This is a genomic window from Aggregatimonas sangjinii, assembly GCF_005943945.1.
GTDB classification, from domain to species: domain Bacteria; phylum Bacteroidota; class Bacteroidia; order Flavobacteriales; family Flavobacteriaceae; genus Pelagihabitans; species Pelagihabitans sangjinii.
This window is the reverse complement of sequence record NZ_CP040710.1, coordinates 3,556,708-3,572,519: the sequence shown is the minus strand read 5'-3', so window position 1 is coordinate 3,572,519 and position 15,812 is coordinate 3,556,708. Positions and strand designations below refer to the sequence as shown.

Here is a 15,812-nt window from a genome sequence, read left to right as displayed (position 1 = left end):
GAATTTAAAAATGCCAAGTGTTCGACCGGTTCATTTCCTCGTTGTTCGTTGAAACCCTGCTCCCGATGGCTGGGGAGATTACAGGCTTTCGTTTCTATAAAAAGCTTCATTATTCTGGTTATTGAGTTTCTTGGTTATTCGGTTAATAGGCCAAAATTACCAAACAACATATTTACCTGATTACCCTGGATTTTCCGGGCATTGCTCTTCTAAACCTATGAATGTCTAATTCATAGTGGTTTAGTTTTACGAAGCGGAAAAGGTCTTCGGTACACTGGTAAAAGCCCGTTCCCTCATGCAACAGGTCGGTTCCCTCATTGCTTGTTTTTAATGTGTCGGCAGTCTCTTAGTTTTGAGGTCTAAACAGTCAAACTATGAAGTATACCATCACTATTCCGGAACCTTGTCACGAAAATTGGGAAAATATGACCGCTACTGCAAAGGGCAGGCTATGCGACAGTTGTAAAAAAGAAGTCGTTGATTTTTCGAATACTTCATTCTCGATGCTTTCCCAAAAGCTCGATTCGGGAGCAGAGCTATGTGGTCGGTTTCGTCCGGACCAACTGAACCGTACCCTTCGTTCGCGAAAAGGTAATGCTATAAAACACAGTGGCATTTTAGTGGCTTCGGTAGCCTTGCTGTCTGGAATTTCGCCGGTAATCGCTCAAGACCGCACCCCTACGCCGACGGCAATCGTCATGGGCAGGATCGCCGTTCAGGATGATGTTGGGACAAAGCCAATTGCAACGGACGATAGTACCATTTCCGGGAAGGTCAGTGACAGTCAGGGGCCATTGCCCGGAGTGAAAATCGTATTACAAGGTTCCGGAATTGAAACCCAAACCGATTTTGACGGAAATTTTAGCTTGACCATTCCACAGGATTCATTAAAATTAAACGCGGTACTCGAGGTGCTCCATATCGGTTATCGGTCTAAAACGATAGCTATCAATAAGGCAACCAGTGACTTAAAGGTAGTTTTAACGATGGAGGATTATATTATGGGCGAGATTGCCATTGTTGATAAACCCAACCTCTTTGATAAAATAGGGCGCCTATTTAAAAGCAAAGAGTAGAATGTTACGGCCATTAGTTGGGCGGCAGACCGAATATATTCCGAGAGCTATGTTGGGATTACCTATACCAATGAAATGATGTGTCAGGTTGCGATTTCAAGCTTCCACATTGCTTCCCAACAAGGTACAAACTAAAAAGAGCCTGATCAATAAAGACCAAGCTCTTTTACGAGAACACTATATGAAAATGAAAAATTTTACTCTTTTTTAATAACACTGTAAACTTAGGTGCTTACACCATCTTGGGGAAATAAATGATGTGAGCCTCTTAAAAAGTGTGGTGAGAAGCCATTATTCTGTGGTGCAACCGATACTCATCCAACGGTATTTTTGAAAATGGTATCTCTTGGTCCTATAGCGTGCCTTGTGAAAATTAGAAATAACGCGATTTCTACAACTGTGGCAGCGCATATGGATAAACAACGATCTGCGTCCGTATAGGAACAAAAACCTGCATCAATTTGAAGTTAAATAGCAATTGATTCCGTTTTTCTGTAAAATGGTTCCAAAAGGGTAAAACTAAAAAGAGCCTGATCAATGAAGATCAAGCTCTTTTACGAGAACACTATATGAAAATGAAAAATTATACTTCTTTTTTAATAACACTGTAAACTTACATGCTTAGTCCGATTTGGGGAAATAAATGATGTGAACACTCCAAATTCTGTTGCGAAAAGGCGTTTTTTTGTTTTTTAAGGTGAAAAAAGGCGTTTTTCATATACTTCTTATGAAAATTTAACGTTGTTTTTAAATAGGCCTTCCACTACATAATGGTTTTTAGGCTAACTTTGAGTGAATGCGGAAAATAACCACCATACTACTACTTGCTATTTTAGCGGTTTCTTGCTCGGCCGACAATCCGGAGGAAGGAGTCGTTAATGTTGATTTGGAAGGAAATTGGGTGTTGGAGAATGTTTCCTGTTTCTGCTTTTTTGAACCCGATACCGATTTCAGTACCCATCGTATTTCTTTTGAAGGAAGCAAATTGACCGTTTCAAGCACGGACGATAATTTCTTTCTGATGGAAGACGGAAAATACAACTATACGGTTGCAGGAAATTTAATAACATTTCCCGACGGTGTGCAGTACCGTTATCAAGTCGATAACCAGCAGCTTCAACTTAATTTTGTCGACAATCCGGAGCTTGCGGATGATGAAGTAACCTTCACTTACTACAAAAAATAATCCTTATTTAAAGGCTTGATGTCCGGTAATATCGGCACCTGTAATCAACAAGTGTATATCGTGCGTACCCTCATAGGTGATAACGCTTTCCAAATTCATCATGTGGCGCATGATACTGTATTCTCCGGTAATGCCCATTCCTCCCAAGATTTGACGTGCTTCACGTGCGATATTCAGGGCCATATCCACATTGTTTCGTTTTGCCATAGAAATTTGGGCCGTTGTGGCGCGCCCTTCGTTTTTAAGCTGGCCCAAGCGTAAGGCCAATAGCTGTGCCTTGGTAATCTCGGTGATCATCTCGGCCAATTTCTTTTGTTGCAATTGAAATGCCGCAATCGGTTTCCCGAACTGAACGCGTTCTTTTGCATACCGTAAAGCGGTATCATAACAATCCATGGCAGCACCGATGGCCCCCCATGAAATTCCGTATCGCGCAGAATCCAGGCAACCCAATGGTGCACCCAAACCGGATTTGCCTTCCAGTAGATTTTCTTTGGGCACTTTTACGTTGTCGAAAATCAATTCTCCCGTGGCGGATGCCCGTAGCGACCATTTATTGTGTGTTTCAGGAGTGGAAAATCCTTCCATAGCACGTTCTACGATAAGGCCATGAATACGGCCTTCCTCGTTTTTCGCCCAGACGACGGCGACATCGCAGAAGGGAGAGTTCGATATCCATAGTTTTGCCCCGTTCAAAAGGTAATGGTCTCCCATATCCTTGAACTTGGTTTCCATTCCCCCAGGGTTCGAGCCATGGTTGGGTTCGGTCAATCCGAAAGAGCCCATCCATTCCCCGGAAGCCAATTTCGGAAGGTATTTTTGGCGTTGCGCTTCGTTGCCATAAGTGTAAATGGGGTACATGACCAGAGAAGACTGTACCGATGCCGTCGAGCGTACGCCACTATCGCCCCGCTCGATCTCCTGCATGATTAGGCCGTAACTGATTTGGTCCAGTCCAGCACCGCCGTATTCCTCTGGAATATAGGGTCCGAAGGCACCGATTTCCGCAAGTCCCTTGATGATTTGTTTGGGAAATTCCGCCTTTTGGGCATATTCCTCGATAATTGGGGAGACATCCCTTTTTACCCATTGCCGGGCGGCATCGCGAACCAATTTATGTTCTTCAGAAAGTAAATCGTCAAGCTTATAGTAATCGGGGGCCTCAAATAAATCGGGTCGCATAGTCGCAAATTTTTATCAAAGATAAATAAAGAAAATATAACAATAGACCGAGCGAATGTTACATATTTAAATAAAAATCTTTGGTAAGGGCGATGTATTCCTCGGTGTACGAATGCCTGCCCACTTCAATAACCAGTTCACTGATTTTTGGGATGCTTTTTTCAAAACGGAATTCCAACAAGCTCCTTTTGAATGCCGCTGACGGGTTGCCCTTTACTCTCGTTATCCGCTTGGGATAAAGTGAAAATCCGGCGGCCAGTTTTAAAAAATCATCTTCCTCGGCAAACGGAAGTATGGTGGAGAAAGTTCCTTGCTTGTCTAGTAATAGAGAAACGCCTTGCAGGAGTTCGTCAAAAGGCAGGAATTGATTTTGGCGTGCCATATCGCGGGCTTCATCACCACTAGAAATCGATTCGGGATAGAAGGGCGGGTTGCAAATAATTAAATCGTAAGGTTCATCAATCTCCGCTACGAACTCATCCAAACCGGCGTGAAAACAGAATAAACGGTCGGCCCAAGGGGAATTCTCGAAATTTTCCACACATTGCTCGTAGGCGGCTTCCATAATTTCAAGGGCTTCGATGGTTTCTGCGGAAGAGCGTTGGGCCATCATCAAAGCGAGAAGACCAGTGCCGGCGCCAATGTCCAACACCGAATCAGGATTGGTTTCAACTGAAGTCCATGCCCCGAGCAACACGCCGTCTGTACCGATTTTCATGGCACAACGGTCTTGATGTACTGTAAACTGTTTGAACGCAAAAGGATTGGGCATATAGGGGTGTTTTAAAAAATTGTAAGTAAATAATTATAAAAATGGTAGCTTTTATTCTATAGCGTTAAGATTTTATCGATAAAAGCAAACCTTTGCTCCGAGTTCTACGTATCTTTTCTAGATAACAAACATATAACTTATGAAAGCAAGATTAAAACGATTTCCAATGCTGACAATACTGGCAAGTACGCTACTATTTGTTGGTTGTAACAATGATGATGACGTTTCCACTCCTCCAACGGATATGGACGAAATGGCAACTGAAGTAGCTTCCAAAACCTACGACTTGGCAGCTGTAGCAGATCCGGACATTTCAGGTACCGCAACTTTTATCACCTATGATAACGATTCTACGGTCGTAAACCTAAAATTAGATAATACGCCGAATGGGGGAATGCATCCCGCACACATCCATTTCAATACTGCTGCCGAAGGTGGGGACATCGCGCTCAGCCTGACCACTGTTAACGGTGATACGGGGGAAAGTTCCACGAACATTACAACTCTAGATGATGGTACCGCCATTACCTATGACGGCCTTTTGGAATTTGATGGATACATTAATGTACACCTTAGCGCCGACGATTTAGGGACTTTAGTGGCTCAAGGTGACATCGGCCAGAACGAATTGACCGCCGAATCTAAGACATATGCCTTGGGCAGTGTTGACGTAGAAGATATCGAAGGTACAGCTACCTTCACTAAACGGGTGAATGGCGAAGCCTTAGCGGTTATCGAATTGAGCAATACCCCGGAAGACGGAATGCATCCCGGGCACATCCATATGAACACGGCCGTTGAAGGTGGCGACATTGCCTTTACCTTTAACCCTGTCAATGGTGCTACAGGAATCAGCAAGACCAATGTTGCTGGATTGGATGATGATACTGCCTTTGGTTATGACGACGTCATAACGTATGATGGCTACATCAATATTCACTTAAGTGCTGACGAATTGGGTACTTTGGTAGCCCAAGGGGATATCGGTCAAAATGAATTGACCACTGATTCTAAAACGTATGCTTTGGGGAGTGTTGCAGTCGAGGATATCGAAGGTACAGCGACATTTACAAAACGTGTGAATGGTGAAGCCTTAGTGGTTATCGAATTAAGCAATACACCGGAAGACGGGATGCATCCCGGACACATACACAGGAATACCGCCGCCGAAGGTGGGGACATCGCTTTTACCTTCAATCCGGTGAATGGCGCTACAGGTATTAGTGCGAGTAACTTGGCTTCACTTGATGATGATACGGCCTTTGGTTATGATGATGTGTTGGCATATGACGGCTACATCAACATACATTTAAGTGCAGATGAATTAGGAACTCTAGTTGCACAAGGCGACATTGGTCAAAACGAGTTGACCGGGGAAAGCAAGGAGTATGAACTTGCGTCGGTTTCCAATGCATCGATTTTCGGAATCGTCAATTTCGCGGAACGTGTAAACGGCGAAACCTTGGTGACCATCGATTTGGAGGGTACCACTGATGGAGACGACCACCCTGCCCATATTCATATGGGTAACGTTGCAAATGCTCCAGGGGCTATCATAGTCTCCTTGGGAAGTGTTGACGGTGGCTCAGGGTCTTTACAGACTAACGTTACCGCGCTCAACGGCTTGGACGGACTGGCCAATACAGGAGACGCAATCGATTACGCAGGAATGGTCGCCATAGACGGTTATATCAACGTACATTTGAGCATTGATGAGCTGGCCACTTTAATCGCGCAAGGTGATGTGGGCGCCAATGCCGATGATGATGAGGAGGATGACGATGAAGATGCAGTCAACTTCGACGTAACCAATACAGGAACTAGTGCATATGTTTTTGATGGTGGTGGACTATCCGCAGCGAGTAATCCTAATATCTCCTTGGAAAGGGGAAAAACCTATACATTTACGGTGAATGCCTCAGGACATCCTTTCTTTATCAAGACCACGCAAGGAAATACGAATGCCAATGCCTATAATGACGGGGTAACCAATAACGGCGAGCAAACGGGAACGGTTAGTTTTACCGTGCCTATGAATGCCCCGGATACCTTATTCTACAACTGTCAATTCCATTCGTCAATGACAGGGCAATTCAATATTACAGGTTAATATCCTATAATAACATAATAAAAATCGAACAGGCCATTGTACCGAAAGGTGCAATGGCCTGTTTGCTATAGGTCTGAAGTCAGGATAGGTATAAATCTACGAGTCCGTCCGGAGTACTGACAAAAATGGTCTTCTTCTCCCGATTTACTTCGGTGATGATTTCATCCGTAATAGGAATGAGCAATTGCTTCTCGCCCTTTTGTACTTCGAAAAGGGCTTGGGAAGTGGTGTCGTTCACGCCGGTTATCGTGCCAATATCCCCGTGAATGGCATCGTTCATAGCAAAGCCGATAATCTCGTGAAAGTAGAATTTGTTACCTTTTAATTCGGGCAGGAAGGAAACTGGCAGGTATAATTCGGAACCCATAATCGTGTCGGCCTCGGCCTCTGATTTCACCTCCTCGAAATCGATACGCAATAAACTGGATTTGTGCAACCGACAGTTGTCAATAAAAAATGGAATCAGATTGCCGCGCATTGAGACAAATACTGATTCCATATTTTCGTAAAGCTCGGGTTCGTCGGCATCTAATTTTGCTAACACCTCACCTTTAAAGCTATATTTAGAAACGATCTTGCCTAGGTAGAAACAGTCTTCCTTTCGCATCGCTTCCTTTGTGTTTTATTCTTCCTCGGCCGACGGGGCAGGTTTTACTTCCTCATCGCTGTTTTCCATCACCTCTTCTACGCTAGGTGCTTTCTTCATATCGTCATTCGCTTCCACTACTTCCTCTTCCACTACGGGAGCAACAGGAGTATGGTCCGCATTGTCGGCATCGGGTTGTGGGACTTCAGGAGTTTCAACGACTGCTTCCGTTTCTGGCTCAGCTGCCGCACTGCCTTCGGTATTTTCGCTTTGTGGAATATCCGCTTCTGGTTTCGGGGCATCGTCTAATGCCTCAACCTCTTCTTCAGCATCTACTGCTTCCGGGGTTTCCGGTAATTCCGCTTCAGCGGCGGCCAATGCACGTTTTTCGTTTACTTCTTTCTCTGCTTTCAAGGCAGCGGCTTTCGCCTCGGCTTTCTTCTTATCCAATCCACCTACTTTAGCAGCTACCAGGCCTGCTTTCTGCTCCATCCAAGCGTTGAATTTCTCTTCAACTTGCTCTTCGGTCAAGGCACCTTTTCGCAATCCACCCAACAAATGATGTTTCATCATCACACCTTTATACGACAAGATCGCTCGGGCCGTATCGGTCGGTTGTGCCCCGTTCTGTAACCACTGAACGGAATGGTCTAAATTCAAATCGATTGTAGCAGGATTGGTATTCGGATTGTAGGTTCCTAATTTCTCCAAATATTTACCATCTCTCTTTGCACGGCTATCGGCAGCAACGATCCAATAAAATGGCTTTCCTTTTTTTCCGTGTCTTTGTAATCTAATCTTAACTGGCATATCACATTAATTTGTAGGGTGCCCGACCCTGGTTATTAATACATTTTACTTTTATTTCCATTCCAGCGAAGACCGGAATCTGTTCGCTCAAACGAAACTCCATTTAAAATGGGTTTCTCAAAGCGGATGCAAATATAATACTTCTATTTGAAGTAGCAACCAAGAAAATTAAAAATGAAAACAGTATTTATTCCTAAGAAACTTTATAACCTTGGAGCGCATGTTTTGAATCGACATAAAACTCCTGTGAATACGGTTACTTGTGAATCTTTATGGGATGACGCCTTTCATTCCCTCTCAACCAATTGATCCTCACCGACGACCAGATTGGCTTTATGTTCTGAAATCAGTTCTTGAATCTGTTGCAAAATTTCGGGATGCTTTGAGGCGATATCGTATTTTTCCCCAACATCGTGACTTAGATTATACAGCATGGGCGTTTGATGTGCTGCCCGCGCTCCCAATTCCCCATAGGCACCCTCTGTAATAAAGTGGGCTTTGAAATCACCGAGTCGCGCTGCATACAATTCCGTACCCCGATAATAGAGTATGCTGTTTCTCGGGCTCGGGGCGAGATGCAAGAGGGTTTCGCTCAAATCAATACCATCTATAATGCGATCATCGGGAATTTTGGCGCCGGCGATTTTGCTGAAGGTGGTGAACAAATCCATAGTAGAGCCGATTTCAGAGACCAGTCCTGGTTCAATGTTTCCCGGTCCCCAAAAAATTCCCGGTTCGCGCATGCCCCCTTCCCAAGTAGTGCCCTTTCCTGCTCTTAGTGGTCCGGCGCTGCCCCCGTTATTTTTAAAGGGTAACCAAGGACCATTGTCAGAGGTGAAGACGACAATAGTGCGCTCATCTAGCCCCTCATCTTTCAAGGTAGCCAATATTTTTCCTACTCCGTCATCGATTTCTTCGACCACATCGCCATATAGGCCGCGCTTGCTTTTACCGGCGGCTTCTTCGGAAACGAATAAAGGTACGTGAGGTAGATTGTGCGCCAAATACACAAAAAAGGGTTTGTCTTTATTTTTTTTGATAAAGGAAACAGCCTCCTCGGAATAGCGCTTGGTGATGGAATGCTGATCCGCTGGCCACTCGATAATTTCGGTATTGCGCAAGAGGGGGACATTAAAATGTTCCGGTTTTATGGAATCATTGGGTTGATGACAATAGTCCCAATACGGCAATAATCCGTCTATCTTATCCATATCATTGGAATAAGGGATACCAAAGTAATAATCGAATCCATGGTTGGTGGGCAGGTAGGGTTCTTTATGTCCGAGATGCCATTTTCCGATAGCCGCGGTTTTGTAACCGACTGTTTTCAATTGCTCGGCCAAGGTGATTTCGGAAGTCGGTAATCCGTTTTTGGAATCAGGAAAGAGCACGCGACGTTCGTTGCTCGCCATACCGCTTCGTGCCGGAAGTCTTCCCGTGAGCAAGGCTGCCCTACTGGGCGTGCAAACACTGGCGCCTGCATAAAAGTTGGTCCATTTTTGACCTTCGTGGGCCATACGGTCCAGATGGGGCGTATGAATGGTCGGATTGCCGTAAGAGCTCAAGTCCCCATAGCCTAGGTCATCGGCAAAGATGATAATGAAATTCAATTTGTTTTTTCCCTCATTTTGGTGAGTGTCCTGCTGCTTTTCTACACACCCTATAACAAAAGGAATACATAGTGTCGCGGCAAGTTTGTTAAGGATTTTCATCGGTTCGTTGTTGTGTTTCCCTAAATATAGCCAATGTTCATGATTCGCTTAGAACGAAATTCCGCAAGTTGATAACTCCTAACAACTCCCTTTTTTGAAACTGCCCTATTATTGTATTTTTATCGTTACTTTTTACCATCAAAAATTCCATAAAACGAATCCTGTATTCTTATGCCCAAGGGTAGAATTACTACAAGGAATGCCGTTTTGTTTTGACGGTAAGCCAGTTTCAACACATTCCTTCCGCTATGGAATAAAAAACATATATAATGTACCTCATTTTCGATACCGAAACCACTGGCCTTCCTAAAAGATGGGATGCGCCTATCACCGACACCGACAACTGGCCTCGTTGTATTCAAATCGCCTGGCAGTTGCATGATGCGATGGGTCAGGTTATCGAGCATCAAGATTATTTGGTGCGGCCAGATGGCTTCAATATTCCATATGATGCGGAGCAGATTCACGGTATCTCTACCGAGCTGGCCGAGCAAAAGGGGGTGCCCTTGGCAGAGGTCTTGGAGAAGTTCAATACGGCCATGTCGAAAACGAAATTCATTGTCGGGCAAAATGTCGGCTTTGATCTGAATATTATGGGTGCGGAGTTCCACAGGCTAAAGGTGGCCAACCCTTTGCAGGAACTACCGGTTTTGGATACCTGTACCGAGGAGACGGCGACCCTTTGTCAAATTCCAGGGGGGCGTGGCGGAAAATTCAAACTTCCCACCTTAACGGAGTTGCACCAGCATTTATTCGGGGAGCCTTTTGGGGAGGCGCACAATGCCACCGCCGATGTAGAGGCTACGACCAGATGTTTCTTGGAGCTCGTTCGAAGAAAGCATTATCCCCTTGAAAAGTTGGACGTTCAACCCGGTTACTTCGAAGATTTTTTAGAGGCGAATCCGCAACCGATTCAACTTATCGGCCTTAAGCACATCAATCTTAAAAAAGCATCGAAGAAAATTGCCGATGCCCTCTGGGAAAAAGATACGGATGGGGTATCGGAAGCCGAGATCGAGAAGAACATTCAAACGCTAGAGGAAGCCTCTTTTGCCCATCTGCACAACCATTCACAGTTTTCGGTACTGCAGTCTACCATTTCGGTAAGGGATTTGGTAAAAGTTACCGCAGAGGCCAACATGCCGGCGGTCGCGATTACCGACCATGCCAATATGATGGGCGCCTTTCATTTTGTCAAAGAAATCAAAGCCCACAATACTGCCGTCAAAGAACGAAATGCCGCGGCTGTCGAAAATGGCGAGCAGCCGACCGAAAACGAAATCAAACCCATCATCGGCTGCGAATTTTTCGTCTGCGATGACCATACGAATAAAAGTGTAAAGGACTACGGTTACCAAATCGTGCTTTTGGCCAAGAATAAAAAAGGCTATCACAATCTGGCGAAAATGTCGTCCATTGCCTATACCGACGGATTTTACTACGTACCCCGAATCGACCGAAATATAATAGCGCAGTACAAAGAGGATATTATCGTGTTGACCGGAAACCTGTATGGGGAGGTACCGGGAAAAATCCTCAACGTTGGTGAAAATCAAGCAGAAGACGCGTTACTATGGTGGAAAGAACAATTCGGGGAGGACCTGTATGTCGAAATTATGCGTCATGGGCAGGAAGATGAAGATCGGGTCAACAAGGTCTTGGTTCCGATGGCCCAAAAACACGAGGTCAAACTGGTGGCGACGAACAACACCTACTACTGCGCGAAGGAAGACGCCGATGCCCACGATATTCTCTTGTGCGTAAAAGATGGTGAAAAGCAGGCCACGCCGATCGGGCGGGGCCGTGGTTACCGCTACGGACTGCCGAACCAAGAGTACTACTTTAAGTCTCAGGACGAGATGAAGCGTATGTTCGAAGACCTTCCGGAATCTATTTTAAACATTCAGGAGGTCATCGATAAAGTGGAGCCTTATGATCTCGCCCGCGATGTATTACTGCCCAAATTCGATATTCCCGAGGAATTCAAGGTGGCGGAAGATGCTGTAGATGGAGGTAATCGGGGCGAAAACGCCTATTTGCGACACATCACCTATGAAGGTGCTAAAAAGCGATACGAAGAGATTACGCCGGAAATAGCGGAACGTATCGATTTTGAACTGGATACCATCAAGAATTCAGGCTATCCCGGTTATTTTTTGATTACGGAGGATTTTATCCGCGAGGCCAGGAATATGGATGTTTCGGTAGGGCCGGGGCGTGGTTCAGCGGCCGGCTCGGTAGTTGCCTATTGTTTGTGGATCACCAATATCGATCCCCTAAAGTACAATCTGCTTTTTGAGCGGTTTTTGAATCCGGAGCGGGTATCGATGCCCGATATCGATATCGATTTTGATGATGAAGGCAGGGGTCGGGTGATGGATTACGTCATCAAGAAGTATGGCGCTAACCAAGTCGCACAGATCATCACCTATGGTACCATGGCGGCGAAGTCATCGATTCGCGATACGGCGCGGGTGCTCGATCTGCCCTTGGGCGATGCCGATAGGATCGCGAAGTTGATTCCGACCATGTCTAAACTAGGCAAGATTTTCGGGCAGTCGGATGCCGATTTGAAAAAGAAATTCAGGGCCGAGGATTTGGAGAAAGTCCACCAACTGCTCAACATCCATGATGGCGACGATTTGGAAGGTCAGACCGTAAAAATGGCACGTACGTTGGAAGGTTCGGTGCGAAATACGGGAATTCATGCCTGTGGGGTAATCATTACGCCCGACGATATTACCAATTTCGTACCCGTCGCGACGGCCAAGGATTCCGATCTGTACGTCACTCAATTCGATAACTCCGTTGTTGAGAGCGCAGGACTGTTAAAAATGGATTTCCTGGGATTGAAAACCCTGACCCTGATCAAGGATACGGTCAAGATCGTAAAGGCCAAACACGGCATCGAATTGGTGCCGGACGATTTTCCGTTGGACGATGAAAAGACCTACGCACTTTTCCAAAGAGGGGATACGGTAGGGATATTCCAATACGAATCGCCGGGAATGCAAAAACACATGAAGGACTTGAAACCTTCCGTTTTTGATGACCTGATCGCCATGAATGCGTTGTACCGTCCGGGACCGATGGAGTACATTCCCGATTTCATTCAACGGAAGAACGGAATGGCCGAAATCAAGTACGACCTGCCCGATATGGAAGAGTACTTGAAGGAAACCTATGGTATCACCGTTTATCAGGAGCAGGTGATGCTGCTGTCCCAGAAATTGGCCGGTTTCTCGAAAGGCGAGGCCGATGTTTTGCGAAAGGCGATGGGGAAAAAGATTTTCGCGGTACTCCAGAAAATGAAACCCAAATTCTTGGAAGGGGGCGAAGCCAACGGCCATCCGAAGGAGACCCTCGAAAAAATATGGAAAGATTGGGAAGCCTTTGCCGCCTATGCCTTTAACAAGAGCCATTCGACCTGTTATGCGTATATCGCCTATCAGACCGCCTATCTAAAAGCGCATTACCCTGCCGAATACATGGCCGCGGTATTGAGTAATAATATGAACGATATCAAACAGGTGACCTTCTTTATGGAGGAATGCAAGCGTATGGGATTGGAAGTGCTGGGACCCGATGTGAATGAATCGTACTACAAATTTGCCGTAAACAAAAGAGGGGCCGTCCGTTTTGGGATGGGGGCCATCAAAGGGGTCGGGCGTTCGGCGGTCGAGACCATTGTGGAGCATCGTAAGAAAGACGGCAATTATACCTCCGTTTTTGATTTGGCCAAACGTATCGACCTTCGGGCAGCGAATAAAAAGGCCTTTGAGAATTTGGCCGTAGCCGGCGGATTCGATTCTTTCGGTACGACACATCGCGCACAATATTTCCATACCGAGGGGGATGGCATCACCTTTTTGGAAAAAGTGATCAAGTCCGCCGCGAAATATCAGGAAAATAAGAACTCCAGCCAGATGGATATGTTCGGGGGCATCAGCGAGGCCCAGATTCCGGAACCAGAAGTACCTCCCTGTGAGGAGTGGGGCACTATGGAAAAGCTTCGTAGGGAAAAAGAAGTGGTCGGTATCTACATTTCCGGACATCCGTTAGACGATTTTAAGACAGAAATCAATGCCTTTTGTAATGCCAGTGTAACCTGTGCCAATGAATTGGAAAACTACGTAAACCGAGAGCTATCGTTTGCCGGGGTCATTACCGACGTACAGCATCGGATTTCCAAAAACGGAAAGGGCTGGGCGCTATTCACCATGGAGGATTATACCGATTCGCACGAGTTTCGCATTTTCGGGGAAGAATATTTAAAGTTCCGTCACTTTTTGATGATCAATTCATTTGCCTACGTAAAAATGTATGTGCGTGATGGCTGGGTAAACCGCGACACCGGCAAAAAAGGCGACCCCAGAATGCAGTTCAATAGTTTTATACTCTTGCAGGAAGTGATGGAAGCCTATGCCAAGAAGCTGACCATCAAATTAAACATCAACGAGTTACAGGAAGAGAACGTACATCAATTGAAAGATACTTTGGTATCGCATAAGGGCGACCATACCTTGAATTTCGTGGTGTACGAGATGGAAGAAAAAATAAAAGTGAATTTGGTGGCTAGAAAGCAGAAAGTACGGATCTCGAGTGAATTGTTGCAGCAGTTGGAAGAAAACCAGGTGCATTACAAATTGAACTAGTAATTATACTTTTTTGAATCCAATTAGCGACCATACGTGCGATGGAAATTCGGAAAAAGGATGGTTGTACGAAGTTCATTCAGCAAAAATTAAAGGAAATAAATAAAGTGACTTTGAATCGGCCATCCGTTTGTGCTATTCACGATTGGGGTTTTGCTTGCGAGGTGATGATTTCCATAGGCCGAAGCATTTGAGTTTAGCGGCCTTACTTTCAATAAATTCCCCTGATGACGGCATAGTCAAAAGGAATACGGAGAGGGTAAGGAAACAGCGGAATATTTGACTAACTTTGTGTAATTATAAAAATTAAACAAAATGGCATTAGAAATAACAGATGCTACTTTTGACGAAGTAGTACTAAAAAGTGATAAACCAGTAGTCGTTGATTTTTGGGCAGCTTGGTGCGGACCCTGTAGAATGGTCGGCCCGGTTATCGATGAAGTAAGTACTGAATATGAAGGTAAAGCGGTCGTTGGTAAGGTCGATGTAGACGCGAACCAAGAATTTGCGGCTAAATACGGCGTTCGAAACATACCAACGGTATTGGTCTTTAAAGACGGTGAAATCGTGAGCAGACAAGTGGGCGTGTCACCTAAGAAAGTATATACCGACGCTATTGACGCGGTATTGTAAAGGTCGCCTAACCCCCAAAGGGGGTAGTATAAGACTGAAAATCCTGCCCTAAGCAGGATTTTTTTTGCGTAATAATTAAATTATTCCCCCTTCGGGGGTTAGGGGGCTTTTTCTATCTTAGCGTTATGAATCTCCAATCCGAATTAAACAAGACATCCCTATTCCAGAATCTTGAACTTACGGCGAATCAGGTAGTCGAAGGATTCATCAGTGGTATTCATAAGAGTCCGTTTCACGGCTTTTCCGCTGAATTCGCGGAGCATAAAATCTATAATAATGGCGAGAGTACCAAGCACATCGATTGGAAGCTCTTCGCCAAAACGGATAAGCTGTATACCAAGCGCTACGAAGAGGAGACCAATCTCAGATGTCATATGATTCTGGACAGTTCGGCATCGATGTATTATCCCGAAGTAAAGCAGTTGGGTATCGGGAATCTTAACAAAATCGGATTCGGAGTTTTGGCCATCGCGGCCTTGATGAATATTCTAAAGCGACAGCGCGATGCGGTCGGACTCAGCGTGTATTCAGATGAATATCATTTGTATACACCTGAAAAGGGCAGCGAACGTCATCACCAAATGCTATTGGCCAAGCTTTCCGAAATCAGTATGCAGGCCAAGCCGGCAAAAGCCACCGAAACCTACACCTATTTGCATTTGATCGCAGAAAAGATAAAGCGAAGGAGCCTTATTTTTCTGTTTACCGATATGTTTCAGACCGCTACCGATGATGAAAAGCTTTTCGATGCGCTGCGGCATTTGAAGTACAACAAGCACGAGGTCATTCTCTTTCATTTGTTGGATAAGGATAAGGAGTCGCGTTTCAATTTTGAAAATACCCCAAAGCGTTATATTGATGTAGAGACCGGCGAGCATATCGATTTATATTCCGACAACATCAAGGAGGCCTATGAAAAATCGGTCGGCGCCTATTTTCAAGCCTTAAAAATGAAATGTGCCCAGTACCGCATCAAATACGTCGAGGTGGACGTTAAAGGCGATTTCTCGACCATTTTCAACACCTACATGACCGAGCGCCAGAAATTTCTCTAGGTGCCGCTTCTTTTTTAAAGAAAATTGTTTGTGCA

General features: G+C 45.2%; 10 protein-coding genes and 1 pseudogene. 6 read left to right on the top strand and 5 right to left on the bottom strand.

Going from position 1 to position 15,812, the window contains the following annotated elements:
* Positions 1–374 precede the first annotated feature (374 nt).
* Together FGM00_RS15015 and FGM00_RS15010 are read left to right on the top strand one after the other, a co-directional pair.
* A complete protein-coding gene (locus FGM00_RS15015; protein WP_138853694.1) occupies positions 375–1,076 on the top strand; it encodes a carboxypeptidase-like regulatory domain-containing protein in 702 nt (233 codons plus the stop codon).
* A gap of 796 nt (positions 1,077–1,872) precedes the next feature.
* Positions 1,873–2,262 carry a hypothetical protein gene (locus FGM00_RS15010; protein WP_138853693.1) on the top strand — a complete coding sequence of 130 codons (390 nt, stop codon included), beginning with the start codon at positions 1,873–1,875 and terminating at the stop codon, positions 2,260–2,262.
* Between the two features lie 3 nt (positions 2,263–2,265).
* Here the strand turns inward: FGM00_RS15010 and FGM00_RS15005 are convergent, their stop codons facing one another.
* Both FGM00_RS15005 and FGM00_RS15000 read right to left on the bottom strand, forming a co-directional pair.
* On the bottom strand, positions 2,266–3,444 hold the full coding sequence (locus FGM00_RS15005) for an acyl-CoA dehydrogenase family protein (protein ID WP_138853692.1): 1,179 nt from the start codon (positions 3,442–3,444) through the stop codon (positions 2,266–2,268).
* Between the two features lie 58 nt (positions 3,445–3,502).
* On the bottom strand, positions 3,503–4,216 hold the full coding sequence (locus FGM00_RS15000; protein ID WP_138853691.1) for a tRNA1(Val) (adenine(37)-N6)-methyltransferase: 714 nt from the start codon (positions 4,214–4,216) through the stop codon (positions 3,503–3,505).
* Between the two features lie 166 nt (positions 4,217–4,382).
* On the opposite strand from FGM00_RS15000, the gene FGM00_RS14995 reads away from it, so the two are divergent.
* Complete coding sequence (locus tag FGM00_RS14995) at positions 4,383–6,326, top strand: autotransporter outer membrane beta-barrel domain-containing protein (protein WP_236262803.1); 1,944 nt, start codon at positions 4,383–4,385, stop codon at positions 6,324–6,326.
* Positions 6,327–6,405: 79 nt separating this feature from the next.
* Here the strand turns inward: FGM00_RS14995 and rimM are convergent, their stop codons facing one another.
* The 3 genes and pseudogenes from rimM to FGM00_RS14980 form a co-directional block, all read right to left on the bottom strand.
* Entirely contained in the window at positions 6,406–6,933 is a 528-nt protein-coding gene (rimM, locus tag FGM00_RS14990) for a ribosome maturation factor RimM (RefSeq protein ID WP_138853689.1), read from the bottom strand.
* A gap of 234 nt (positions 6,934–7,167) precedes the next feature.
* A pseudogene (locus FGM00_RS14985) lies at positions 7,168–7,722 on the bottom strand (30S ribosomal protein S16); the annotation flags it as partial.
* A 287-nt stretch (positions 7,723–8,009) separates the two neighbouring features.
* Complete coding sequence (locus FGM00_RS14980; RefSeq protein WP_138853687.1) at positions 8,010–9,434, bottom strand: sulfatase family protein; 1,425 nt, start codon at positions 9,432–9,434, stop codon at positions 8,010–8,012.
* A gap of 269 nt (positions 9,435–9,703) precedes the next feature.
* On the opposite strand from FGM00_RS14980, the gene dnaE reads away from it, so the two are divergent.
* From dnaE to FGM00_RS14965, 3 genes are all read left to right on the top strand, one after another.
* On the top strand, positions 9,704–14,089 hold the full coding sequence (dnaE, locus tag FGM00_RS14975) for a DNA polymerase III subunit alpha (RefSeq protein WP_138853686.1): 4,386 nt from the start codon (positions 9,704–9,706) through the stop codon (positions 14,087–14,089).
* A gap of 315 nt (positions 14,090–14,404) precedes the next feature.
* On the top strand, positions 14,405–14,722 hold the full coding sequence (gene trxA, locus FGM00_RS14970) for a thioredoxin (RefSeq protein WP_138853685.1): 318 nt from the start codon (positions 14,405–14,407) through the stop codon (positions 14,720–14,722).
* A gap of 125 nt (positions 14,723–14,847) precedes the next feature.
* Positions 14,848–15,777 (top strand): DUF58 domain-containing protein, encoded by a 930-nt coding sequence (locus tag FGM00_RS14965; protein WP_138853684.1) that lies wholly within the window; start codon positions 14,848–14,850, stop codon positions 15,775–15,777.
* The last annotated feature ends 35 nt before the right edge of the window (positions 15,778–15,812 follow it).